This is a genomic window from Kerstersia gyiorum (genome assembly GCF_048595715.1).
GTDB classification, from domain to species: Bacteria; Pseudomonadota; Gammaproteobacteria; order Burkholderiales; family Burkholderiaceae_B; genus Kerstersia; species Kerstersia gyiorum.
Genome location: NZ_CP169556.1, coordinates 1,390,234 through 1,413,376, shown reverse-complemented (window position 1 = coordinate 1,413,376; position 23,143 = coordinate 1,390,234). Strand labels below are relative to the sequence as shown.

Annotated in this window: 30 protein-coding genes; 17 read left to right on the top strand and 13 right to left on the bottom strand. The window is 57.8% G+C overall.

Features of this window, described 5'->3' with window-relative positions:
* The first annotated feature begins 638 nt into the window (after positions 1-638).
* Both ACEW7X_RS06215 and ACEW7X_RS06210 read left to right on the top strand, forming a co-directional pair.
* The gene (locus ACEW7X_RS06215; protein WP_420177756.1) at positions 639-1,247 is read left to right on the top strand and encodes a hypothetical protein; all 609 of its coding nucleotides are present in this window, start codon (positions 639-641) and stop codon (positions 1,245-1,247) included.
* A 103-nt stretch (positions 1,248-1,350) separates the two neighbouring features.
* Entirely contained in the window at positions 1,351-1,869 is a 519-nt protein-coding gene (locus ACEW7X_RS06210) for a hypothetical protein (protein ID WP_420177755.1), read from the top strand.
* A gap of 127 nt (positions 1,870-1,996) precedes the next feature.
* On the opposite strand, the gene ACEW7X_RS06205 is transcribed toward ACEW7X_RS06210, so the two are convergent.
* Positions 1,997-2,179, bottom strand: coding sequence for a tyrosine-type recombinase/integrase (locus ACEW7X_RS06205; protein WP_420177754.1), 183 nt, complete (start codon positions 2,177-2,179; stop codon positions 1,997-1,999).
* 121 nt (positions 2,180-2,300) lie between these two features.
* Here ACEW7X_RS06205 and ACEW7X_RS06200 point away from each other — a divergent pair.
* Positions 2,301-3,388, top strand: a protein-coding gene (locus ACEW7X_RS06200; RefSeq protein WP_420177753.1) for an IS3 family transposase whose coding sequence is annotated in 2 segments (ribosomal slippage) — positions 2,301-2,553 and positions 2,553-3,388 — 1,089 coding nt in all. Because the reading frame shifts where the segments join, the coding sequence is not laid out codon by codon here.
* 5 nt (positions 3,389-3,393) lie between these two features.
* Here ACEW7X_RS06200 and ACEW7X_RS06195 read toward each other — a convergent pair.
* Positions 3,394-3,819 (bottom strand): metallophosphoesterase, encoded by a 426-nt coding sequence (locus tag ACEW7X_RS06195; RefSeq protein ID WP_420177752.1) that lies wholly within the window; start codon positions 3,817-3,819, stop codon positions 3,394-3,396.
* A gap of 334 nt (positions 3,820-4,153) precedes the next feature.
* Between ACEW7X_RS06195 and ACEW7X_RS06190 the strand changes: the two genes are divergently transcribed.
* Positions 4,154-4,768 carry a DUF6338 family protein gene (locus tag ACEW7X_RS06190; RefSeq protein ID WP_420177751.1) on the top strand — a complete coding sequence of 205 codons (615 nt, stop codon included), beginning with the start codon at positions 4,154-4,156 and terminating at the stop codon, positions 4,766-4,768.
* A 490-nt stretch (positions 4,769-5,258) separates the two neighbouring features.
* Here ACEW7X_RS06190 and tnpC read toward each other — a convergent pair whose 3' ends face one another.
* The 3 genes from tnpC to tnpA form a co-directional block, all read right to left on the bottom strand.
* On the bottom strand, positions 5,259-6,800 hold the full coding sequence (tnpC, locus tag ACEW7X_RS06185) for an IS66 family transposase (protein ID WP_420177910.1): 1,542 nt from the start codon (positions 6,798-6,800) through the stop codon (positions 5,259-5,261).
* 65 nt (positions 6,801-6,865) lie between these two features.
* Positions 6,866-7,195 carry an IS66 family insertion sequence element accessory protein TnpB gene (gene tnpB / locus ACEW7X_RS06180; protein ID WP_253104750.1) on the bottom strand — a complete coding sequence of 110 codons (330 nt, stop codon included), beginning with the start codon at positions 7,193-7,195 and terminating at the stop codon, positions 6,866-6,868.
* On the bottom strand, positions 7,192-7,599 hold the full coding sequence (tnpA, locus tag ACEW7X_RS06175) for an IS66-like element accessory protein TnpA (RefSeq protein ID WP_420177454.1): 408 nt from the start codon (positions 7,597-7,599) through the stop codon (positions 7,192-7,194). The genes tnpB and tnpA overlap by 4 nt, the downstream gene beginning before the upstream one ends.
* Positions 7,600-7,954: 355 nt before the next feature.
* On the opposite strand from tnpA, the gene map reads away from it, so the two are divergent.
* Positions 7,955-8,749, top strand: coding sequence for a type I methionyl aminopeptidase (map, locus tag ACEW7X_RS06170; RefSeq protein WP_134838279.1), 795 nt, complete (start codon positions 7,955-7,957; stop codon positions 8,747-8,749).
* Here the strand turns inward: map and ACEW7X_RS06165 are convergent.
* Positions 8,725-9,495 (bottom strand): AraC family transcriptional regulator, encoded by a 771-nt coding sequence (locus ACEW7X_RS06165; RefSeq protein WP_420177750.1) that lies wholly within the window; start codon positions 9,493-9,495, stop codon positions 8,725-8,727. The genes map and ACEW7X_RS06165 overlap by 25 nt on opposite strands.
* 167 nt (positions 9,496-9,662) lie before the next feature.
* Between ACEW7X_RS06165 and ACEW7X_RS06160 the strand changes: the two genes are divergently transcribed.
* The 3 genes from ACEW7X_RS06160 to ACEW7X_RS06150 all read left to right on the top strand — a co-directional run bounded on the left by ACEW7X_RS06160 (position 9,663) and on the right by ACEW7X_RS06150 (position 11,547).
* Positions 9,663-9,938, top strand: coding sequence for a hypothetical protein (locus tag ACEW7X_RS06160; protein WP_420177749.1), 276 nt, complete (start codon positions 9,663-9,665; stop codon positions 9,936-9,938).
* A gap of 236 nt (positions 9,939-10,174) precedes the next feature.
* The gene (locus ACEW7X_RS06155; RefSeq protein ID WP_253100666.1) at positions 10,175-10,972 is read left to right on the top strand and encodes an SDR family NAD(P)-dependent oxidoreductase; all 798 of its coding nucleotides are present in this window, start codon (positions 10,175-10,177) and stop codon (positions 10,970-10,972) included.
* 20 nt (positions 10,973-10,992) lie between these two features.
* Positions 10,993-11,547 (top strand): class IV adenylate cyclase, encoded by a 555-nt coding sequence (locus tag ACEW7X_RS06150; protein WP_420177748.1) that lies wholly within the window; start codon positions 10,993-10,995, stop codon positions 11,545-11,547.
* Here ACEW7X_RS06150 and ACEW7X_RS06145 read toward each other — a convergent pair.
* Positions 11,519-11,833, bottom strand: coding sequence for a DMT family transporter (locus tag ACEW7X_RS06145; protein WP_420177747.1), 315 nt, complete (start codon positions 11,831-11,833; stop codon positions 11,519-11,521). The genes ACEW7X_RS06150 and ACEW7X_RS06145 overlap by 29 nt on opposite strands.
* Position 11,834: 1 nt before the next feature.
* Positions 11,835-12,143, bottom strand: a complete 309-nt coding sequence (locus ACEW7X_RS06140; protein ID WP_253595648.1) for a DMT family transporter — start codon at positions 12,141-12,143, stop codon at positions 11,835-11,837.
* A 212-nt stretch (positions 12,144-12,355) separates the two neighbouring features.
* Between ACEW7X_RS06140 and ACEW7X_RS06135 the strand changes: the two genes are divergently transcribed.
* The gene (locus ACEW7X_RS06135) at positions 12,356-13,045 is read left to right on the top strand and encodes a TetR/AcrR family transcriptional regulator (protein WP_420177746.1); all 690 of its coding nucleotides are present in this window, start codon (positions 12,356-12,358) and stop codon (positions 13,043-13,045) included.
* A 61-nt stretch (positions 13,046-13,106) separates the two neighbouring features.
* Here ACEW7X_RS06135 and ACEW7X_RS06130 read toward each other — a convergent pair whose 3' ends face one another.
* Positions 13,107-13,577, bottom strand: a complete 471-nt coding sequence (locus ACEW7X_RS06130) for a hypothetical protein (protein WP_068368806.1) — start codon at positions 13,575-13,577, stop codon at positions 13,107-13,109.
* Positions 13,578-13,664: 87 nt separating this feature from the next.
* Positions 13,665-14,249: an isochorismatase family protein gene (locus tag ACEW7X_RS06125; protein ID WP_420177745.1), complete on the bottom strand. Its 585-nt coding sequence runs from the start codon at positions 14,247-14,249 to the stop codon at positions 13,665-13,667.
* A gap of 161 nt (positions 14,250-14,410) precedes the next feature.
* On the opposite strand from ACEW7X_RS06125, the gene ACEW7X_RS06120 reads away from it, so the two are divergent.
* The gene (locus ACEW7X_RS06120; RefSeq protein WP_420177744.1) at positions 14,411-14,995 is read left to right on the top strand and encodes a chorismate--pyruvate lyase family protein; all 585 of its coding nucleotides are present in this window, start codon (positions 14,411-14,413) and stop codon (positions 14,993-14,995) included.
* A 37-nt stretch (positions 14,996-15,032) separates the two neighbouring features.
* Here ACEW7X_RS06120 and ACEW7X_RS06115 read toward each other — a convergent pair whose 3' ends face one another.
* Positions 15,033-15,365, bottom strand: coding sequence for a winged helix-turn-helix transcriptional regulator (locus tag ACEW7X_RS06115; RefSeq protein WP_238591321.1), 333 nt, complete (start codon positions 15,363-15,365; stop codon positions 15,033-15,035).
* 217 nt (positions 15,366-15,582) lie between these two features.
* Here ACEW7X_RS06115 and ACEW7X_RS06110 point away from each other — a divergent pair, with 217 nt between their 5' ends.
* Positions 15,583-16,701, top strand: a complete 1,119-nt coding sequence (locus ACEW7X_RS06110; protein WP_068368819.1) for an NADH:flavin oxidoreductase — start codon at positions 15,583-15,585, stop codon at positions 16,699-16,701.
* A 138-nt stretch (positions 16,702-16,839) separates the two neighbouring features.
* Here the strand turns inward: ACEW7X_RS06110 and ACEW7X_RS06105 are convergent, their stop codons facing one another.
* On the bottom strand, positions 16,840-17,268 hold the full coding sequence (locus ACEW7X_RS06105; RefSeq protein WP_068368821.1) for an organic hydroperoxide resistance protein: 429 nt from the start codon (positions 17,266-17,268) through the stop codon (positions 16,840-16,842).
* A 157-nt stretch (positions 17,269-17,425) separates the two neighbouring features.
* Between ACEW7X_RS06105 and ACEW7X_RS06100 the strand changes: the two genes are divergently transcribed.
* The 6 genes from ACEW7X_RS06100 (at position 17,426) to ACEW7X_RS06075 (ending at position 22,258) form a co-directional block, all read left to right on the top strand.
* On the top strand, positions 17,426-17,965 hold the full coding sequence (locus ACEW7X_RS06100; protein ID WP_420177743.1) for an AAA family ATPase: 540 nt from the start codon (positions 17,426-17,428) through the stop codon (positions 17,963-17,965).
* A gap of 160 nt (positions 17,966-18,125) precedes the next feature.
* Complete coding sequence (locus ACEW7X_RS06095; RefSeq protein ID WP_420177742.1) at positions 18,126-18,632, top strand: MarR family winged helix-turn-helix transcriptional regulator; 507 nt, start codon at positions 18,126-18,128, stop codon at positions 18,630-18,632.
* Positions 18,629-19,405 (top strand): DNA alkylation repair protein, encoded by a 777-nt coding sequence (locus tag ACEW7X_RS06090; RefSeq protein WP_420177741.1) that lies wholly within the window; start codon positions 18,629-18,631, stop codon positions 19,403-19,405. The genes ACEW7X_RS06095 and ACEW7X_RS06090 overlap by 4 nt, the downstream gene beginning before the upstream one ends.
* 17 nt (positions 19,406-19,422) lie before the next feature.
* Positions 19,423-19,761 (top strand): DUF6616 family protein, encoded by a 339-nt coding sequence (locus ACEW7X_RS06085; RefSeq protein WP_130486858.1) that lies wholly within the window; start codon positions 19,423-19,425, stop codon positions 19,759-19,761.
* A 461-nt stretch (positions 19,762-20,222) separates the two neighbouring features.
* On the top strand, positions 20,223-21,209 hold the full coding sequence (locus tag ACEW7X_RS06080) for a DUF1852 domain-containing protein (RefSeq protein ID WP_127773592.1): 987 nt from the start codon (positions 20,223-20,225) through the stop codon (positions 21,207-21,209).
* 20 nt (positions 21,210-21,229) lie between these two features.
* Positions 21,230-22,258, top strand: coding sequence for a methionine synthase (locus tag ACEW7X_RS06075; protein WP_339137571.1), 1,029 nt, complete (start codon positions 21,230-21,232; stop codon positions 22,256-22,258).
* Positions 22,259-22,454: 196 nt separating this feature from the next.
* On the opposite strand, the gene ACEW7X_RS06070 is transcribed toward ACEW7X_RS06075, so the two are convergent.
* A complete protein-coding gene (locus ACEW7X_RS06070; protein ID WP_420177740.1) occupies positions 22,455-22,805 on the bottom strand; it encodes a VOC family protein in 351 nt (116 codons plus the stop codon).
* Between the last annotated feature and the right edge of the window lie 338 nt (positions 22,806-23,143).

Genomic DNA, 23,143 nt, shown 5'->3' with positions numbered 1-23,143 from the left:
TTTCCCCTGTTCAATCAGGACATTGAAGCCACCCGATGCGGTGGCTTTTTTGTTGTCTGCGGCTTGGGTGTCAACCAAGTGTCAACGCAGGATTGAGGACGACGGCTGCTGATGCTGGCCCTCTCTTGTCTCCCATCACCTCTGGCTTGCGCGTTTCTGCTTCATGTGTGGCACGCGCTGAAATTGTCTTGGCGACACGTCATTGACCTGGCCAAGTGCCGATTGTCACCATTGCCATCTTGAGACAGTGCCTGCCATGTCAAGGACGGGCACGGAAGCCGCAGCCCGGCTTGCCGGGACCGGGTGAGTACCCGGCGAAGCGAATCCTTGACACACCACTGATCGCACACGCTATTGGTTGGGTTGCAGGGTGCTTTTGCCCTGCAACCCTGCCAAGCGGCGAGCGTGGGTTTGGAGAACGCATCATTTGCGCTATCAGTAGTACGCGCTGAAAAATACTCTTACAATGGCTGCTATCGGCCAAGAGCGCACAGTTCTTCCATCCGTAGATTTCTAGGTTTGTCTAAAATGCAGCGGAATATTTTTCACCAATGAGTTCGACTAGATTCAATTTGTTTAGGCGATCAATCCTCTCCAGCGGCTTGTCGTCTATTTATAATTAGAAATCAAACTGAAACATGCGCAAATTCATCGAAGACTTTTTTGCTTTGGCTGTTCTAGTCGGAACTGAAGCCTGGTTTCTCAAAGGCTACTTTGCCGACCAACCCGACTTTGAACCAGCTTTGGCTTTTCTCGCGGCGTTGGGTGTCGTACTCGCGAAAGACCCTCTACGCGCCCGACTTGTCGCCCCTGAAAAAACCGCATCCGTGCATGACAAAGAGCTTTTTCAGGCGTTTACAGATTTGCTCCCGCCGAATCAGACCACCAGATTTTTCAAAGAGCATGACTTCGGAGGTTCGTTCTTAAAGTCCGATGTGGCTCCGCTGTATTCATTTGTGGAGACGTGGGACAGTGTGGACAAAGAGTTTCTTGACGAAGAATTGGAAGAAAAAAGGAAAGCCATCTATTCGCTGGCATCAGAACTAGCCAACGAAATTGCCAGCCGTACAGTACCGCTCAGGAGCGGGGATCTGATCTCTGTTTTCTCCGATCAACAAAGGGCCACAGGGCAACCCAGACCGGCATCTGTCATCGAAGATGCCAAGGTTCTCAACGAAAAGTCGTCGTTGTTTGTCCCAAAGTACGAAGAGTTTGTTCGCCTTTGCAAGGGCAAGCTGGAAAAATGATTTCTAACCCGGCGCTCAACCTCGCTCCCTTCGGTCGCTGGACGCTGCGCGATAAAGCCGCGCAGCGCCGGTTAGCTCTACGTTATGCCGCAAGAGATCACTCGTGACGATACTTGAAGAATTTGAAGTTGAGGCATGGCACATCCTGGTCGCCATCTACACACACCAGCGGTTAATAGAGGGCCTCACGAGCAGCGCCACACGATTCGATCTCGCAAACCAATTCATTGCGCTCACTGCACTATTGGAAATGTTGGTCGTTCGGGTTGCTCGACTCGTTGACAAGCGAAAGGACGCGAGATCCGTCTCAATGCTGTTAAAGCACGGCTCCTTTTCCGGGTCACAATCTACCGTGAAAGCCGCTGCAGAGAAGTTCGCCACTCTTGCAGAGCCTGTCGTAAAGATGCGACACGAGCGGATAGCGCATATGAAGCCGGGCGTCCTCAGTAGCTACGAGCCCCAGGGACTTCCGAAAGAAGTCCTGAGAGCGACCGAGTCTCTGATTGATCTCATTGATACAGCCAGAGGCCAACCAATGTCATACACGTACAAGGTTGGATCAATGGAGGCCCTGATTGATCTGAAAGCTTCACTGGCTGCCGGCAAGATGGTTGCGGCATAACAATTCATTCAAGCCGACTCCGCTTCGCGGCGCGGCTTAATTCATTCGTTAGATATGGATGATTTTCGAGCAGCTCATTCGCTGACCGCTATGGGTCGAATACGGACAGTCAGCCTTCTGCACAGAATCAAAATACTAGCGGATTGAGTTGACGAGCAGAGTCCAAATGATCGGGTGCAAGATGCGCATACCGCATCGTTGTCTTCAAATCCTGATGCCCCAGGATGCGCTGCAAAGTCAGAATATTGCCGCCATTGACCATGAAATGGCTGGCAAAGGTGTGACGCAGAACATGGGTAAGCTGCCCCATCGGCAACTGAATACCAGCGCGCTCAATGGCCTCCTTGAACGCGCCAGTACAGCCGGTGGTAATCCCCCCGTTAGAGTGGTGAGATCAGAAGTAGAATTTTCTCATTGAGGAGTTCTACAGCATGAAGAAGTCACGATTCACAGACAGCCAAATTCTGGACGCAATCAAACGTGTAGAGGCCGGCGTCACGGTGCCCGAGATGTGCCGTGAACTGGGCATCAGCTCAGCGACGTTCTACAAGTGGCGTGCCAAGTACGGCGGTATGGACGTGCCGATGATGTCGCGGATGAAGGAGCTGGAGGCCGAGAACGCACGTCTGCGCAAGATGTACGTTGAAGAAAAGCTCAAGGCCGAGCTGCGCGCGGAGGCTCTCGAAAAAAAGTGGTGAAGCCATCTCGCCGCCGCGAGATGGCTCAACGTGTCGTGCAGGAGCGCGGGATATCGGTCAGGTTGGCCTGCGAGACGTTTGGCATCAGCCAGACGTGCTATCGCTATGAGGGCAAGCACAAGGCGGAGAACGACGAAATCGCCGACTGGCTGCTGCGCCTGACGGACAACCATCGCAACTGGGGATTTGGCCTGTGCTACCTGTATCTGCGCAACGTGAAGGGCTTCGGTTGGAACCACAAACGGATTTACCGCATCTATCGAGCGTTGGAGCTGAACCTGCGAATCAAACCGCGCAAACGCCTGGTGCGCCAGGCGCCCGAGCCGTTGATGGTGCCCACCGCCACGAATCACGTCTGGTCAATGGACTTCATGCATGATCAACTGGCCGATGGGCGCAGTATCCGGTTATTCAACGTGATTGATGACTTCAACCGCGAAGCGTTGGGCATTGAGATCGACTTCTCCTTGCCCTCGGAGCGGGTCATCCGTGCGTTAAAGCAGATTATTGCCTGGCGCGGCAAGCCGTTGACCATTCGATGTGATAATGGCCCGAAATACCTGAGTTCAGCGATCACAGAGTGGACACGCCGATGGAGCATCAAGCTGGAATACATCCAACCAGGCAAGCCGCAACAGAACGCCTACATCGAACGGTTCAATCGGACTGTGCGCTATGAGTGGTTGTCCCAATATCACTGGCAAGATCTGGATCAGGTCCAGCGCACAGCGACAGAGTGGATGTGGTCCTACAATAATGAACGCCCAAATATGGCCTTGGGCGGCATCACCCCAAAACAGCGGCTGGCCATGGCCGCGTAGCTTGCCTACTTCTGGCTATCGCTAAAAATGGGGGGATTACCGTCCACTTCAATCGCTAACGGCAGCTCACGCAGGCTTTGTGCAATGCGTTGGTGCGTCAGTTCATCCAGACTGTCGAGCCATTCCCCGCCGTGCGCGGCATGGTCAATATCTGGCAGTGGATCACCCGACGCCCGGCGCCATGTCATCAGGTCGTGATTGCCACAGACGGAATGAAACCAAGGTTTCGCAAGCCATTCCAGCACTTGGGCTGACTCTGGCCCTCGGTCTACCAGATCGCCAACGGCGAACAGCCGATCACGCTCTGCTGAAAAACGCACCTTGCGCAGCGCAGTATCCAGCTTGCTGAAACAGCCGTGAATGTCGCCAACTGCGAAGTCTCGTCCCTGAGTATTCAGGTTGAAGCGGCGCAGGCGTATCGTGTCATGCATTGTCTGTCGTCGGAGAGAACATAACAGAGCAACTTACCTAGACAGCGTGTGCCATGTCAAGGACGGGCACGGAAGCCGCAGCCCGGCTTGCCGGGACCGGGTGAGTACCCGGCGCAGCGAATCCTTGACACACTACGGATAAGACACGCTGTTGGTAGGGTTGCAGGGGCTTTTGACCCTGAAACCCTGCCTAGCGGCGAGCGTAAGGCGTAGAGGGAGGCTTGATACAATAGAGCTTTAGGAGCAGCCTCGTAACTATGCATGAGTCATGATAGTTCATTGGTGGCGCTGAAGTTTTATATAATTTAATATCAATAATAGGATTACCTCAGCCATGCCAGAAATATCTAAAGATGTTATTTCTCTGCTGCAATATCTCGCGCCTGGATTTGTATTGGCTTGGGTTTATTATGGGTTGACATCCCAGATAAAACAGTCCCAGTTTGAAAGAATAGTTCAGGCTCTCATATTTACTGTTGTAATACAGGCAGTCGTATTTATCGAAAGAGCTTTTTCTTTATGGATTGGTAAATATTTTACTCTTGGGGCATGGACTGCAAATTCTGATGTCGTTGCATCTTTAGTTACAGCTCTTGTCTTGGGGGTGGTTTTGTCGAAAATGACAAACAATGACTCTTTCCATGAATGGATTAGGAAGCATGGAATTTCCACACGCAGTGCACATCCTTGTGAGTGGTTTGGAATATTTTCCAAATATCCTAGATTCGTGGTTCTCCACTTAAAAGACGGAACGCTTATTTATGGATGGCCAGCAGTGTGGCCATCCGAATATGAAAAAGGTCACTTTTTCATGAAAGAAGTAGTTAGATCTTATGGTGAGGAGGATCAAAATTTGACTATGCTGGAAGGAATATTGATTGATGTTAAAGATGTTTCATCAGTTGAATTTTTGAAAGAACCGGAGAAAGAAAATGCAGAAGCCAGTTAAAAAACCCAATATAAAACCGCCTGTTATTCGTTCTCCTGAACGTAAGGAGCAGGCAAATGTAAATCCACCACCACAGTATGCTCGACCTCTGCAGCCTCCAAAGCCACCGAAGAAGGATTAAAATTCTTAGACTAAAGTTACTGCGTTATGCGGATTCTGTTTACTTGAACTGCACTTACTTTGCATAGCAGCTCAGTGTCAACAAAGCGTCAACCGCATAGCAAAAAATAGCATATGCATAGCGGTTGATGAATGTCTTAACCATTTGATTGCAAAGATAAAGCACCATCAATGCTTTGCCATCAAACTGAATCATAATCCGCAGGTCCCCTGTTCGAATCAGGGATGCGCCACCAGAATTTTCCCTGTTAAATCAGGATATTGAAGCCACCCGACGCGGTGGCTTTTTTGTTGTCTGCGACAAAGCCTCCCACGGTAACCGTCCGGTCAACGCACATTGACGAACGGCCGCGTTAGCGGCCGTTATCTTTTAGCTTGTCGTGTCAGGTTGCCACCGATGCGGCAGCAACTCCTCGATCCGACTGTTGGGCTGCGTCGGCAAGCGCGTGAGCACATCCTTCAGATAAGCATACGGATCATGCCCATTGAGCTTGGCCGACTGGATCAGGCTCATCACGGCAGCCGCCCGCCGTCCCGCCCGCAGCGATCCTGCGAACAACCAGTTCTTGCGCCCAAGCGCCACCGGCCGGATCTGGTTCTCGATCCAGTTGTTGTCGATGGGCAAGCGCCCATCATCCAGGTAGCGCGTCAGCGCTGCCCAGCGTTTTAGGCTGTAGTCCAGGGCACGGCTGATGCCGCTATTGCCCGGCACCTTTTCCCGATGCGCCAGCAGCCAGGCGTGCAGCGCATCAGCCAGGGGCCGCGCTTGTTGTTGCCGTAATCGCTGCCGTGCTTCCGGCGTCAAGGTTTTGGCCTGGGCCTCGATGGCATACAGCGCCTGGATCGAGGCCAGCGCCTGTTCGGCGATCTGGCTTTTATTCGCCTGGTGCAGTTCGTGGAACTTGCGCCGGGCATGTGCCATGCAACCCACTTCCGTCACGCCTAGGCCGAAGCTGGCTTTGTAGCCCGCGTAGTCATCACAGATCAGGCTGCCTTGCCAGTCGCCCAGGAACGCACGGGCATGAGACCCGGACCGGCCCTCGGTAAAGTCATACACCACCGCTCGCAAGTCCTGGAACACGCCTGGCGCATAGGCCCAGAGGTAGCCGCGATGCGTGGCCTTGCTGCCAGGCTGCAGCACTTGTACCGGCGTTTCGTCGGCATGCAGTACGGGCTGCGCTAGCACCTCGGCACGCAGGGCATCAACCAGCGGTTGCAGCCGCACCCCGCAGACGCCCACCCATTCTGCCAGTGTGGAGCGCGCCAGTTTGACGCCAGCCCGTGCATAGATCGTTTCCTGACGGTACAGCGGCAGGTGATCCGCGTATTTGGCGACCAGCACCTGGGCCAACAGGCCCGTTGTTGCCAGACCTTTGTCGATCACCTGCGCGGGCACCGGCGCCTGGGTGATCGTCTCGCACTGGCGGCAGGCCCACTTGCCACGGATGTGACGCTCGACCGTAAAAGTGCCCGGTACATAGTCCAGCTTCTCGGTCACGTCTTCGCCAATGCGTTGCAACTGGCAGCCGCACTGGCAGGTTGTGTTGTCCGGCTCGTGGCGGATCTCGGTGCGCGGCAGCGCCGGCGGCAACGCCTGGCGCTTGGGTGCTGTAGCTGTTGGAGCCGACGGTCGCGTGCTGCTCAGCTGCAACAGCTCCTGTTCTATCGCCGCCAGATCAGCATCCACCGCATCATCCAGCAGACTGCCTTGTTCGCCCGCCAGGCGCTCACTCTTCTTGCCGTAGCGGTAACGCTTGAGGATCGCCAGCTCGTGCGTCAGTTGCCCGATGCGCGTTTCTTTGTAGAGATTGTCCTGGTTCAGCCGTTCGACCTGGCCCGTCAACTGCTGCACCAACGCTTGCAAGGCAGCGTTATCCAGTTGGGTCAGGTCGGGAACGGGCAATTGAGACATGGCGCCAATGATGCCATGCAGCATGCCATCACGCCATTGCCGATGCCCCCGATTGCGCGCTGTGGCTACAGCACGCTCAGGCTGCCATCCGCATTCATGCGCTGCCACGGCAGACCCACCACCAGGGCGCATGCCTGTTCCACCGACAGGTTCACGTGACTGCCCAGCGTCGGCCATGCGAACTGGCCCTGGTGCAGGCGGCGTACCGCCATCCAGATACCGAAGCCATCGTGGATCAGCACTTTCATGCGTGTACCACGACGGTTGGCGAACAGGTACGCGTGATGCGGCTGCGCTCGACCGAACACCGCCACCACCTGCATCAGCAACCTGTCCATGCCGCTGCGCATGTCCACCGGCTCCACGCCCAGCCAGATGTGGTCGATGCGAATCATGTCAGCAACACCTTCAGACACACTGCCAAGCGGTCGGCGTACTCGGCGGGCCAGTGAAGGCGAACAGGGCCTTTGCTCGACGGCAGTTCTACTGTGATCTGCCCCCGGACTGAGGAGGCATGCATAGGGGCGAGCGATGGATCCGTCATCGTGGCAGGTTTCAACTCGATGAAGTCAGGCGCCGGGCGGATCATTGTGACGTCCAGTCTCGATGCTGATGCTACTGCCAGATATGGCTCCCGTATCCACTTGCGCAGCAGATTGGCATTGACGCCATGCGCCTGCGCTATCGCCGCTACCGAGACATGTGGCTGCTGACATTGCGCGACCAATTCCGCCTTGTATTCGTCCGTGTACCGACGGCGACGCCGACGGCCTGGGCTTTCTTCTAACTTTAAGAGCATACGTGTCCACCTGTTTAAGTGGACACGTATGCTCTTCGATCTCTGGCAACCATTCAAGGTGGGTTCGCCGGACGGTTACCTCCCACGGAAACCGCCGATACATGAGCTGCGATAAATCTGGCGCAGCCTTCCCACGCCCGTCCTGTCCCATAGACCGTGTTTCCTCACCAGCAGCGCAGTTTGCTCTCCTTCCCCCTCCGCCAAACAGAATGATATGATTCATATACGTTTCATATAAACCCTTCCTGCAAACCGGCATAGCGACGCCGGGAATTTGGGCACCTGTAACTTTCCCACCGGTTCACACCTGCCTCCAATCCATTCAGGAATACCCGACATTCCAGGAACCCCTGACATGAGTAAATCACCCGAGGAAATTGCACTGATGGCCGAGTCCGGCCGCTTGCTGGCCCAAGTGTTCGGCTACCTGGATACCCTGCCCCTGCGCGGCATGTCTACCATGCAGGTCAATAATATGGTGGACCGTTTCATTGTCAGCGACCTACAGGCCCGGCCGGCCAGCAAGGGGCAGTACGGTTATGCCTATGCGCTGAACGCTTCACGCAACCAGGTGGTGTGCCACGGTGTTCCTGCCATGACGGACTTGCTGCAGGATGGCGATATCGTGAATTTCGATATCACGCTGGAAAAAAACGGTTTCATTGCCGATTCCAGCAAGATGTATTGCATAGGCGAGGTTGCCCCCGCCGCCAGGCGCCTGGTGCAGGTGAGCTACGAAGCGATGTGGAAGGGAATTGCCGCAGTGCGCCCCGGAGCGCGGTTGGGCGATGTCGGTCATGCGATCAGCCAGCACGCACGCCGCCATGGCTACAGTGTGGTGCGGGATTACTGCGGCCATGGCATCGGACGCAAGATGCATGAACCTCCCCAGGTGCTGCATTGGGGGCAGCCACGCACCGGCCTGCTGCTGCGCGAGGGAATGGTGTTTACGATCGAACCGATGATCAACGAAGGCCGACGCAATGTCCGTACCGAGGAAGATGGCTGGACGGTCGTGACCACTGACGGCAAGTTATCGGCGCAGTTCGAACATACCGTTGCGGTGACAAGCACCGGCGTACAGGTATTGACCCTGCGTGCAGAGGAACGCCACAGCCTCCCGCTTCAGGTGGGCGCGGCTTCCAGATAGCGCCCGGGTGTCGTACCGAAGCTGCGTTTGAACACGGCAATAAAAGTGCTGGTGCTGGCATAGCCTAGTTCCGACGCAATGGCGGTGACGCCCCGGCCCGCAGCCAGCATTTCCAGGGCACACAAAAGCCGCAGGCGCTGGCGCCATGCGGCAAAACTGTAGCCGGTTTCCCGAGTGAAATGCCGCGTCAGCGAGCGCGGCGCAATGCCTGCCCATTGGGCCCATTGCGCCATGCTGCGCTCATCCCCCGGCTGCGCCAACAACGCCCGGGCAATGTTCAGCAAGGTTGCCTGCTGCGGCATGGGCAAACCCAATGGCGCAGCAGGCAACCCCACCATTTCATCCAGAATGACCGCTGCCAGGCGCTGTTGAACGGCATCCAGCACACTTTCCGGGCCGGCAGGCAGGGACCACTGCGCGGCACGCAAGATCGCTTCTCGCAGCAAGCCGGATGCCCGAAACATACCAACCTGCGCGGGCAAGCCCAGGCATGCGTCCGGACGCACATAGACACTCCAGCCGGCAAACGGCCCGTGCGACTGCAGGCCATGCGGCATGCCCGGCGGAATCCATATCGCGCCATTCGCAGGCACCACCCATTTCCCCTGCCCGGTTTCCAAAGCCAACAGGCCTTGCGTGGCCCCCAGCAATTGGCCACGCGCATGCCGGTGCCAAGGCGTGGCACGGCCAACGCCAGCATGTTGTGCCCCCGCGACCAGCAAGGGACCGGCAGGGGCATCAGCCATCTGTACTGCAACCAAGGGCAGGCCTGTCGTAACGGGCGGCGGCAAACGAATCATTGTCAAAGGATATTGGCCAAAAAAGAATATCTTTGGTCAGTTATAGCGTATTTGATGTTGCTCATCATGCCTAAGATGCCGGTATCGCTTTGTTGTTTTTACAGGAGCAGAACATGCGAGCCGAAGATATTCTTCCCGATCATCAGAACCAGGTCGAGCGTGGTGGCGTGATTATCCGCAAAGGCAGTGTCGGTGCGTTTCTCGTCAATGCCAAGCTCTGGCTGGACCCGAATAAGCCTGCCGCCGAACGCGCCGAAGCGCAGCGCGACATGATTGCTGCCCTGCCTGCATTGCAAGCGCTGGGGCTGTTCGACATCCTGCAGGTGAAGCATGAAGCGCTGCGACAGTTGATAGAGACAAACGGAGGTATGAAAAAGACTGACGATTGAAACAAGCGGGCTCGTTGCCTGGCCGCACCGATACCCGTTACGACACGATTCGGAATAGGCTTCAAGCTGCTATGCTGAACCCTGATTCCACCTGCCGCCAGGCCTGCCCGCAAGCCTGGTGGCAGCGCGCCCCCTTGCCGGCCTAGACACGTTCCCGCCGCATTCCGCGGTGTACCAGTGCCCGCTTGGCATGGCAGGCCTCCATCCCATCCTGCACGCTCGGAGCCACACTGCAAATGAATATTGACCTTTCCGGCAAAACCGCCCTGATTACCGCATCTACCGGCGGCATCGGCTTCGCCATCGCCCACGGGCTGGCAGCCAGCGGCGCCAGCGTCATCATCAATGGCCGCAGCGCCACCAGTGTTTCCCGCGCCCGTGAACGCCTGCAGGCCTCCCTGCCCCAGGCTCGCCTGCATGGCGTCGCCGCCGACTTGGGGGATGCCGCCGGCGTCCAGACCTTGCTGGATGGCCTGCCTTCGCATGTGGACATCCTGGTCAACAACGCCGGCATTTACGGACCGCGCGACTTTTTCGAAACCGGTGATGATATCTGGGAAGAATACTGGCAGACCAATGTAATGAGCGGCGTGCGCCTATCGCGCGCACTCTTGCCTGCCATGGCAGAAAAAAGCTGGGGACGCGTGGTGTTCATTGCCTCGGAATCCGCCCGCAATATCCCGGCGGACATGGTGCACTACGGCGTTTCCAAGACTGCCCAGCTGTCTCTTGCACGCGGCTTGGCCAAACGCATGGCAGGCACCGGTGTTACCGTGAACAGCGTATTGCCCGGGCCCACGCTTTCCGACGGCTTTGCGGAAATGATGAAGGACGAAGTGGCGCGCACCGGCAAGCCGCTGGAAGTCCTGGCCCGCGAATTCGTCATGACGCACCGCCCCAGCTCCATCATCCAGCGTGCAGCCACGGTTGAGGAAGTCGCCAACATGGTCGTTTACGTTTGCTCCGTGCAGGCAAGTGCCACCTCGGGTGCCGCCCTGCGCGTGGATGGCGGCGTCGTCGACGATATTGTCTAACGCCATAAAGGCCCTACCTCATGGCACGCAATATCGAAATCAAGGCCCGCATTATCAGCGTGGCCGACGTGCTGCCACTGGCACGTTCAGTGGCCACCACCAAGCCCAGCCTGATCCATCAGGACGACACGTTTTTTCATTGCCGGAACGGCCGGCTGAAACTACGGGAGTTCGCTGACGGACACGGGGAATTGATCTTCTACCAGCGTGCCGACCAAGCCGGCCCGAAAGCCTCGTTCTATCTGATTACCCCAACCTCGGAACCACAGTCCCTGCGCCAGGTGCTGAGTGCGGCGCATGGCGTTCTGGGACGCGTGGTAAAAGAGCGCATCCTGCTGCTTGCGGGCCGCACCCGCATTCATCTCGACCACGTCGATGCGCTTGGTGATTTCCTGGAGCTGGAAGTCGTGCTGGGCGAACAGGAAAATGAACTTGACGGCATTGCCGAAGCCCGGCGCCTGATGGAAATACTGGGGATAGCCGCCCACCAATTGGTACAAGGCGCCTACCTGGACTTGCTGAATCCGGCAGCTCACCCAGAGGATCTCAGCCTGCCAGCTTCAGCACCACGATAGACGCCACAATCAACGTCAGATAGAAAAACTTGCGCAGCCCGGCGCTGTCCCCCCAGAACAGGATGCCGGCCAGCACCGTGCCTATGACCCCGATACCGGTATAGGCCGTATACGCTACCGACACGTCGATGCTGCGCATGGCCAGATAGAGAAACGACAGTGATGTGGAAATGCCCAGGGCATACACCACCATGCCCCGCGCATAACGCTTCATCGACATATCCCGTATGCCGGCAACCACGAATATCTCCAACAACCCCGCCAGCAGCAGATAGAACCAGTTCATCTCATTTCACCCGATGCAGACGGGCAACCGAGAAAAGGATGACCGCAATCGCAGCCACGGCCAGCCACTTGGGTTCCTTGCCAAAAAAGGCAACATCCAGCACATAGGTACCCACCGCGCCAAAGGTTACGAAAAACACATATGCCAGCGCCGCCCCCATGCGCCGCGACGCCAGCATGATAAAAGCGAAACTGCCGGCCATGCACAGAATGGTCAGCACCCATTCCAATGGCGTTTCCGCGTACTTCAGCCCTGCCGCCCACGTGACTTCCAACCCACTGGAAATCAACAGGAATACCCAGCTCAACATATTGTTCCCAATCCCGCCACATTCAATCGTCTGTCGTGCCGACCATACCCAGGCAACAGGCCAGTCACCGGCAATCAGCGCATGGCGTAAATTCTACATCGTAGAACTTACGTGGGAAAGCATGCGGTCAATTCCCAACTTCGACTTCTGGCTTCACCAACCAGGATTGACTCCAGCTTGCTGCATGACAATACTTTTGGAAGAATGGCGACATGTCTAAGGTCACGAAACCGCGCGCCACCACCGGGCCCCGCGGGCTGGATAAGAAGGCGCTGGTCGAGGCCGCCGTCCGCCTGATGGAAAATGCGCAGGAAAGCGGCTTTTCCCTGCGCAAGCTGGGTGAGCAGGCCAATTGCGACCCGATGGCGCTGCTCTACCATTTCAAATCCAAGGAAGGCCTGCAACGAGCCATGGCGGAATGGCTGACGGCGCAATTGCAATCAACCAACGAAACCCTGCCCTGGCAAGAACGCCTGCTGCACCTGGCCCTGCAGTACCGGCAATTGGCCCTGGCCTACCCGAACACTTTTGCCCTGCTGCAGCGTTTCCTGCAGACCGGTATCTCCGACTTCATTCATATCGAAATGGTCTACCGCGCCTTGAAGCAGGCTGGTGTGGCCGACATACGCCTGCCGGACGTCTGCCTGGGCTGGTATTCGACCGTCTACGGCCTGGCCATGGCGGAAATCGGCGGCCTGACGCGCAGTGCCACACCGGAAGAGCTCACGGACATTGCCGGGCTGCCAGCGGAACGCTATCCGCTGACACAGCAAATTGCACCGCGACTAAGCCACATAGACCCAGCCCAGGTGTTCCGCAACACGCTGGGGCTATTGCATGAGGGCATCCGTGTTTCCTGCGCTCGACAGGAGGCCCGGCAGCAAGCACACAGCGCCGGCTAAGCCGCCACGCCCTACAACACCCAATCACGCACGTCGGCGACGAGCATCCCCACGCTGCGCATCACCGCCGCAACAGGCCTGCCCGGAGCTCATTGAGGATTTGCAGGAAAACCGTTGCCGGCAGAGACGTGGTCGGCGACTCCACATGCCCGGTCACGTGCACAAGCTCCGCACCCGCAGTGGAGCGCAGCACTTCCTGCAAACCAGGCGACTGTTCGATACGTGCCCTGATGGCGTCACCGATCAGCTGATGATGCCCGCTGGAGCCATAGGCAAGGCAGCCGCCGTTCCAATATGCGCCGCTACGATCGGCGGTATCCCCCAATTGCTTTGCTTCCCATCCGCTCAGGCGAAACGCCTGCTCCCGGCGCGCGTCTGATTCGGGAAACTTGATCCCCTGAATGAAACCCTCGATGGATGCAAAAAGCTTGCCTTGGAAAATGAATGGCGACAGACCGAAATTGGAAAGGGCCTGGCCACGCCAATCGGATGAATTAATGGAAATGTTGACGGTGTGCACCGATGTCGTCATCGCTGGCCTCGGGAAAAATTTGGATGGTCACGCCGGTTCAGGCCCTGCGCAGCCTTTGCAGATACTGAAGCTCGCCGGCAGGCACCATCACTTGATCAGGCGCTGCACGTTGCGGAAAGCAGGATGGGCACTGTCCCGCATCCATTCAAACGCAACCATTTCCGTTGTCGTCAGCTCGGCACCGGCTGCGGCCAGCCGATCAAATGCAGCATCACGGTTGCGCTCCGTACGTGAACTGCAGGCATCCGTCACCACCCAGACCTCCAACCCGGCGGACAACAGGTCCAGGGCTGTTTGCATGAGGCAGATATGGGTTTCGCAACCTGCCACGACAATGCTGGAGCGTTCCGGCAAGGCCTGGTTCGCGGATGCCTTGCCGCTACGCCCGCACGCTGCCGGTTCGCCGCGCAGAACATCCAGCAAGCCATCCGGTACACCACTGAAATGGGTCTTTTCAAGCGTATGCAGGCACAGCTCGCGCAACTCCGGCTCGTTGTGGCCCAACTTGGCCGGGATCTGCTCCGTGCCCCAAACAGGCACTTGCAGCAACTGCGCGATTTTCGCCAGGCGCAAGGCATTGGCCACCACGAAATCTGCTTCGAAAAGCACGGGCATCAGCTTCTGCTGATAATCCACCAGCACTACCTGGGAATGTTGGGCGTCGAGCAACATGAGGATTCCTGTTCGAGTCAGCGACAAATGAAACCAGCGTGAAAAGCAAGCAGCATGAAAACCGGCGTTGCCACCGGCGCGCGGGCAGTCACAGCCAGCCGGGCTATTGCGCTCATGCTAGTACAATCGCCTGCGTCCTTGAACCCTCTTGGTGACAAATCTTGCACTCATCACGCGCCGGCCACTTCCAGGCTCACCTGGGCGCAAGAACAAACACTCATTCTTCCGTGTGGAACACCTGCCTTCCCTTTCCTCTCTCCGACCTGCAGGCGCAATGGCTGCCTTTACCGGGCTCGCTGACCCGAGCCTTGCGCGCCCTGGGTGCATTCCATCTGGAGGTTCTGCATGAAGGCTGCGCCCACCCGAATCCAGATGAGGCGCAAGCGCTGGGCATAGGCACAGACAGCCAATGCTGGTTGCGTGAAGTGCTGATGAGTGTCGATGGTACGCACGCCGTCATCGGCCGCAGCCTGACGCCAGATATCCCTGATGCCCACGCCTGGCGCGACATCCGCACGCTCAGCGACACGCCCCTGGGCGTATTGCTCTACGAAGACCCCCGCATTACCCGCACGCCCTTCGAATATGCACGGCCAGGCCAGGGGCACCCGTTGGCTGAACTCGCTGGCCAGGTAGGCCTGCTGCTGGCCCGACGGTCCGTCTTCCGAGTGCAGCAGGAACCACTGCTGGTCGCGGAGTGCTTTCTGCCTGGGCTGTGGGAAGTCGCCGGACGACGCCGGCCCTGATCCCCGGCGGATCATCCGGCACGGCCCTAGACGCCGCCTAGGCTTCCTGCGGCTCGGGCGACTGGGGTCCCCCCGACGCCACAACAGCTGTGCGAGCCTCATACGCCACACGTGCAGCCTCGACCTCATCCAGGTGGTTCAGCATCCAGCCATACAACGCACGCACCGGCTTCAACAAGGAATCCCCCAGCGGGGTCAGATGGTATTCCACGCCTACCGGAGAGGTCGGCAACACCCGCCGTTCCACCATGCCGTTGCGTTCCAGGCGCCGCAGGCAGTGAGTCAAGGCTTTCTGCGTGATACCTTCGATGCGTCGCATGATTGCATTGAAACGATGCGGCCCGTCATGCAGGACCGTCAATATCATCATCGACCACTTATCGGCCAACTGATCAAACAGCACACGGGTTGCGCAAGAGGAAGAAAAAACTTTCGCAGGCAGACGGGCAGGAGTTTCCATAAGGATACTTGGGCGAATATTGGTGCGTTTTCGAAATCAGGTAGCAAATATATACTGGATCATCCCTGTCCGTCGGCCAACCGTCCGGCGGAGAGTCATCAGCCCCTTTATCTGGAGTCGTCGTTCCATGTCGAAGCACGCCTTAGACGTTCTGTTCCGCCCCTTCCAGTACAAATCCCTGCAACTCCCCAACCGCATCGTCATGGCCCCCATGACACGCAACTTCTCGCCCGAAGGTGTTCCCGGCCCGGATGTCGCGGCATACTACCAGCGCCGTGCCGAAGGCGGCGTCGGCCTGATCCTTTCCGAAGGAACGGTCATCGAGCGGCCAGCTTCGCGCAATGAGCCACGCATTCCGTTCTTCCATGGTGCCAGGGCGCTGGCCGGGTGGCAGGCCGTTATCAACGCCGTGCATGCCGCCGGCGGACGCATGGGGCCGCAACTCTGGCACACGGGCGCCACCCGCGGCAACAGCGGCTGGCAGGCAGATGCGCCGGTGGAAAGCCCGTCCGGCCTCAATGGCCCGGATGACCCCAACGGCGTGGCCATGAGCGATGAAGACATTGCCGACACCATTGCCGCTTTTGCCCGTGCTGCGGCCGACGCCAAGCGCCTGGGCTTCGATGTCGCGGAAATCCACGGCGCGCATGGCTATCTGATTGACCAGTTCTTCTGGCAGGCCACCAACCAGCGCAGCGACAGCTACGGCGGCGCGACGCTGCGCGAGCGCACCCGCTTTGCCGCGGATATCCTGGCTGCAGTGCGCCAATCCGTAGGCCCGGACTTTCCCATCCTGCTGCGCCTGAGCCAATGGAAGCAACAAGACTACGCCTGCAAGTTGGCCCGCACCCCGGACGAAATGGCCCAATGGCTGGAGCCGCTGGTTGCGGCGGGGGCCGATATCTTGCACTGCTCGCAACGACGCTTCTGGGAAGCCGAATTTCCGGAGGTCGATGGCGAACAGGGGCTGAACTTTGCCGGCTGGGCCAAAAAGCTGACCGGCGTGCCCACGATTTCCGTCGGCTCGGTCGGCCTGTCCGGGGAGTTCCTGGCGGCCTTCAAGGGAGAACGCTCCCACGCCGTCGGCCTAGACGAATTGCTGCGCCGCCTCGAGCGTGACGAATTCGACCTGATCGCGGTCGGCCGGGCACTCCTGGCCGACCCGCAGTGGGTCGTGAAGATCAAGGAAGAACGGTCGGACGAACTGCACGATTTCGACCGTTCCGTCCTGGGAGCACTGGTCTGATACCGGACTGATGCCTCACTGATTCCGGCAGGCGCCTGGGTATGGTGCCAACACAGGAAAAACGGCCCGCATGATGCGGGCCGTCAACAGCAGGTACGCTGTCCGTGATGCACTGGCCACAACCCGCTGGCCGACGTCTCAGGACGCCCGGACTTCCAGCGCTACGTCGATATTGCCGCGCACAGCATTGGAGTACGGGCAAATCTGGTGCGCCTTCGCCACCAGGGCCTCGGCTTCCGCCTGACTGACCCCTGCGATTTCGACTTCCAGCACCACGCCCAGCTGGAACCCGCCCTCCGGCGTCGGGTGCAGGCTGACATTCGCCGTCACCGTGGAAGCGCCCAGCGCCACTTTTTCCTTGGACGCCACCAGCTTCAGCGCGGAATGGAAGCACGCGGCATAGCCCGCGCCGAACAGTTGCTCGGGATTCGTTTTCCCGCCGGCACCGCCCAGCTCCTTGGGAAAGGCCAGATCCAACTCCAGCAGCCCATCTTCACTGCGTACGTGCCCATTGCGGCCATCGCCCGACGACGTCGCCGACGTTGCATACAAGGTAGTTTTGCTCATGACTGTCTCCTATTGATCGGTTTTCACGACAAACACGACATGCAATGCCCGGCACAGGCCCGGACGTACCTGCCGGAAACGCCCCCACAGGCACCCCGGCGGACGGATCTGTCACGCTGGCATCCTCACGCCTTAACTCAAACGGTACCATCATTCCATGAACCATTTCGTCATTATTTCCGGCTGCTCCGGCGGTGGCAAATCCACCTTGCTCGATGAACTGAAACAACGTGGCTACCCCGTCGTTCCCGAAGCAGGACGGCGTATCGTCCAGGAAGAAATGCAGGCTGGCGGACAGGCGCTGCCCTGGATTGATATGGCGGCGTTCCTGCACCGGGCCATTGCCCTTGCCCACGAGGATCACCGCACGGCGCCCCGCGACAGTACGCAATGGGTATTCTTCGATCGCAGCGTCATTGACCTCGCCGCGGCCTTACAGGCCAGCACCGGCACGCCAGTCGAGGAATCAACGACCGGCTGCCTGTATCACCACCGTGTCTTCCTTACGCCACCCTGGCCGGAAATTTACCGGCAGGATGCAGAGCGTCGCCATGACATGAACGCCGCGCAGGAAGAATTCGAACGCCTGCAGCGGGCTTACCCCGCGACAGGCTATACCTTGGTGCAACTGCCACGCATGAGCGTCGCCCAGCGCGCCGATTTCGTCCTGGAAACGCTGGACAGTTCCACCGGCTGATGTGGTGTGCCCAGACGCTCCGCCATGCGTCCGGGCCCCTATCTCCGGTCGTGGTCGACAGATTGCAGGCATCAAGCCACTGCCGTCCAGCAAGTTTTGCAGGTTTATCCAGCAACGCTTTGCGCATATAATTAGCCACCATACAATATGGCGACACCAAATGAACCTTGAGCAAAAATATCAAGCCCTGCTGAACGAAGCACAGCGCCGGCAACTGCCGGATATCGACAGCATCCGGCTTTGTTTTCAAACCCTTTCCCTCGCTGGCGCCATCGACCGTGATTGCGCGGCCTTGCTCGCGCCGCACGAACTGTCGGAAGGCCGATTCATCCTGCTATTCCTGCTGGATGCCGTAGATGCAGGGCTGGCACCCAATGCGCTGGCCGAGCAGGCAGGCGTCACCCGCGCCACCGTCACCGGCCTGCTGGACGGACTGGAACGTGCCGCGCTGATCGAACGCCATGCCGACACCCGGGATCGCCGGGCCTTGCGCATCCGGCTTACCCAGAAAGGCAAGACACTTGCCCAGACCGTTTTCAGGCAGCACGGCCAATGGATCGCCGGGCTATTCGGTCATTTATCGGCAACGGAACGCACACAACTGGCGACATTACTGGAGAAAGTCTCCAGTAATGTCGGGCACACCACGCAAGGACAAAAACCATGAATACAGCCGCACCACGCAAAGGAGCCACCCGCACCGCAGACATCCCGGTCGATATCCTGGATGCCTTATCCCACGGCACCCTGCAAAGCGCCACGCTGGCGGAAGGCCTGGCGCTTGACCAGGCAGTGCTGCTGCGCACGGTATTCCCTGATCTGCCGCCACTCGCCCAGGCTGCCGCAGCCAGCGTCTGCCAGCTCGGCATACTGAAACGCATGGCGGGCATCGGCGCCATACTGTTCGAAACCTACGGTGACGCTGGCACCACCCGCTGCCTGACTCACCCTTCTGACACCGTGCGTGGCTGGGCGTGTTTCATGACAGGAGCACATCCCACGCGTGAACTCCCGCAACGCCTGGCCGCCATCCGGCCCCTGGCCGACGACCCTCACTTTGGCGTACGTGAATGGGCCTGGATGGCCATACGCCCGCACCTGGTGCAGCAACTGCACCACGCCGTCAAATTGTTGACTCCCTGGACCGCCCAACCCTCCCCCTACCTGCGGCGCTTTGCCTGCGAAGCCCTGCGCCCCAGGGGGGTATGGTGCGCCCATATCACGGCCCTAAAACAGCACCCCGAGCACGCCCTGCCCATCCTCGAAGCCTTGCATGCAGACCCCAGCCCCTACGTTCAGGACTCGGTCGCCAACTGGCTCAATGATGCTGCCAAGGATCAACCCGACTGGGTACGCCAGCTTTGCCATCAATGGCAACAAAACCGGCCTGGCGACGCCACCCGCCGTATCTGCCAACGCGCGCTGCGCAACCTCAAATAAAGGTCACCCTCTTAGCCATGCCACACTACCTCGTCGAACTCTACACACCCAACGCCACCTGGCAGGCCCTGCCTGAAAGCCAGCGCACAACATTCCTGGCAGGCATCCGAACCGCCATGTCCGGACTGGCGCAAATGGGAATTGAAGTGCTGGCCCTGGGCGATACGGATTGTTCCGTCGACCAGGCCAGCACACACCGTTTCCTTGGCATCTGGCGCTTCCCCACACTACAGGCCAGGGACATACTGCTGGCCGGCATCAAAGCCAGCGGATGGTATGACTACTTCGATCACGTCAATGCAGCCAGCGACACCGGCGGGCTGGAAAGCCACCTGGCGACGCTGGCAAGGCAGTAACCTCCAAGAGAAGGTGTACGACTACAGCAGCCGCTCCACCACGGCTGCGAGCGTGACACCCGGGTACATCACGCACGGATAGGCCCGCTTAGCCGCGGCAACCCCTGCGATGTCCGCACCGACAACAAGAATGCGTCTGAGCACGCAACGGCTCAGGATTTCAGCGGACATTCTGAAAGGGATGAGAAGGAAAAAAAGCAGGAACACGCAGAAAAACGCAGCAGGAACAAGGACGCCGGGCTGGGAACCGACACGCCTGCGAGACAAACTATGAATATAACTAATACTAAGGTGAAATTAATTCGCTTTTGCTCAAGCAACAAGTCAGCATAAAATGCCTCTTGATTTTAGTCAAAGACTAAATAAAGAACACAGCGCCGACAGCTGGAAAAAAAGCAAAAACTCCGGCCAGCAAGCAATAGATTCTAGTTTTATCTCAGGATTTAGGATACCAGGTTTCAATGAACAACGATTTTACATTCACCCTTAAGAGCATTCGTTTCGACGAAGATTATCACCCGGCAGACAACACGCGCCTCACGACCAACTTTGCCAATTTGGCCCGGGGAAGCAGCCGCCAGGAAAACCTGCGCAACACCTTAAGGATGATCAACAATCGCTTCAATTCCCTGGCGCACTGGGACAATCCCAAAGGGGATCGCTACACGGTCGAGCTCGATATCATTTCCATAGAAATGAATATTGACGAAACCAGCGCCGGCAGCGGTCTGCCCCTGATTGAAATATTGAAAATCAATATTCTCGACACCAAAACCAATACGCGCATTGATGGCATTGTGGGAAATAGCTTTTCCTCCTACGTGCGCGATTATGATTTCAGCGTATTGCTCTTGGAACACAACAAGAACCAGCCCGAATTCAGCACGCCGGACAATTTCGGCGAACTGCATGGAAAGCTGTTCAAGCATTTCGTCAGTTCAAGCACCTACCAAGAGCACTTCAAGAAGCAGCCGGTCATCTGCCTGAGCGTATCGAGCAGCAAGACCTATCGCCGGACCGAAAACCATCACCCTGTGCTGGGCGTCGAATACCAGCAGGATGAGTACTCCCTCACCGACGAATACTTCAGCAAGATGGGCCTGCAGGTCCGCTACTTCATGCCGGCCGGCAGTGTCGCTCCCCTGGCGTTCTATTTCTCCGGCGATCTGCTGAACGACTACACCAACCTTGAGCTGATCAGCACCATCAGCACGATGGATACCTTCCAGAAAATCTATCGCCCCGAGATCTACAATGCGAACTCCCCGGCCGGGAAATCCTATCAGCCCAGCCTGAAGCACCAGGATTTCTCGCTGACTCGAATTGTTTATGATCGGGAAGAACGTAGCAGGCTGGCTATCCAGCAGGGCAAGTTTGTTGAAGAACACTTCATCAAACCCCACCAGGCGGTCCTCGAACAGTGGTCCGAAGCCAACTACGCTCTTTGATTCAAAAAAGGTCATTCATCATGAAAAAATTGCTACCCACTTCCACCGCCGGAAGCCTGCCCAAACCCTCCTGGCTGGCACAGCCGGAGACCCTCTGGTCGCCGTGGAAGCTGCAGGGTGAAGAACTGGTCGAAGGCAAGCAGGACGCCCTGCGCGTCTCCCTGCAAGAGCAACTGCAGGCGGGCATAGATATCGTCAGCGACGGCGAACAAACACGCCAGCACTTCGTCACGACATTCATCGAACACCTCAGCGGCGTCGATTTCGAAAAGCGTGAAACTGTCCGTATCCGCGACCGTTATGACGCGAGCGTACCGACAGTCGTTGGCGCAGTATCGCGGCAAAAACCCGTTTTTGTCGAAGACGCAAAATTCCTGCGCCAGCAAACCAAGCAACCCATCAAATGGGCATTGCCTGGTCCCATGACGATGATCGACACGCTGTACGACAGCCACTACAAGAGCCGCGAAAAACTGGCCTGGGAATTCGCCAAGATCCTCAACCAGGAAGCCAGGGAACTGGAAGCCGCTGGTGTGGACATCATCCAGTTCGACGAACCTGCATTCAACGTCTTCTTTGAAGAAGTGAATGATTGGGGTGTCGCCACCCTGGAAAGGGCCATCGAAGGGCTGAAATGCGAAACCGCCGTACACATCTGCTACGGCTACGGCATCAAGGCCAACACCGACTGGAAAAAAACCCTGGGTTCGGAATGGCTGCAGTACGAGGAATCTTTCCCCAAGCTGCAAAAATCCGGCATTGACATCATCTCCCTGGAGTGCCAGAACTCGCACGTCCCGATGGACCTGATCGAGCTCATCCGCGGCAAGAAAGTCATGGTAGGCGCCATCGACGTGGCAACCAATACCGTCGAAACGCCCGAACAAGTCGCCAACACCCTGCGCAAAGCGTTGCAATTCGTGGATGCCGACAAACTCTACCCCTCGACCAACTGCGGCATGGCCCCCCTGCCCCGCCACGTGGCCAGGGGCAAGCTGCATGCCTTGAGTGCTGGCGCAGAGATCGTCCGGCGCGAACTCGGCGCGTGACAGATGACACAAGCTGGGGCCGGGATACCAAAGCGATAAAAAATTACTTTGACCGGTTTCAGTTGCACCTGAAGGCATAGCGCCTCGTGCAAGGGAATGTCTGATCGAAAAGGATTGGGCATTCCCAACAGCTGGACCAAAGCCAACCTACCTATTCGCACACGGCTGTTCTGTCGCCGTCTGACAAGAATCCCTTCTAGTCGTGGCTGAGAATATTGACCAGCCTCCCGAACGGGTCGCGCACGTAAAAGCGGCGAACGCCCCAAGGCTCCGTCTTAGGTCCGTATTCAACGGTAAACCCGGCAGCAGACACAAGACGGTAAACCTCATCGAGATTGTCGACTTCAATTGAGAGGTCAGGCACAGATGTGCCAGATCCCCCTTCGCAGGCAACACTCACCTGGGGCTTCATCAGGCCATCCGCCTCATAAGTGACGATCCAGCCGTGGTCCATCACCAGATCCATACCGAGGATCTCGCCATAGAAGGCCCTCGCAAGCTCAGCCCTGCCCGCACTGATATTGGCGACGATGCGTTTGACGGCCAAAACATTGCTCCTCTGAACCGGTTTTCACTGGGGCACTATCGCTGCACCAACGATCATACGCTGCCGTTCTTGACCCCAGTCAAGGAATACGCGCAAAACTGCCTGGTCCAGCAGCGTCCGGGCCAAGCGGGTCATTGATATAATCAACTGGTCGACCTGCCTGCGCTGCGCGCCAAAATATCTGTGCTGCGCTCCCGCTCCGAAGGCCAACAGTACCCGGTGATTGCGATGAACGGCGGATGAACCGCTGGCAATGGTACTGATCGAACCAGGAAGGCCCTGGCCGAGCGGTACCAATGAATGATCCAATGAAGGTGCGGGATGAACGCCTCTCAATG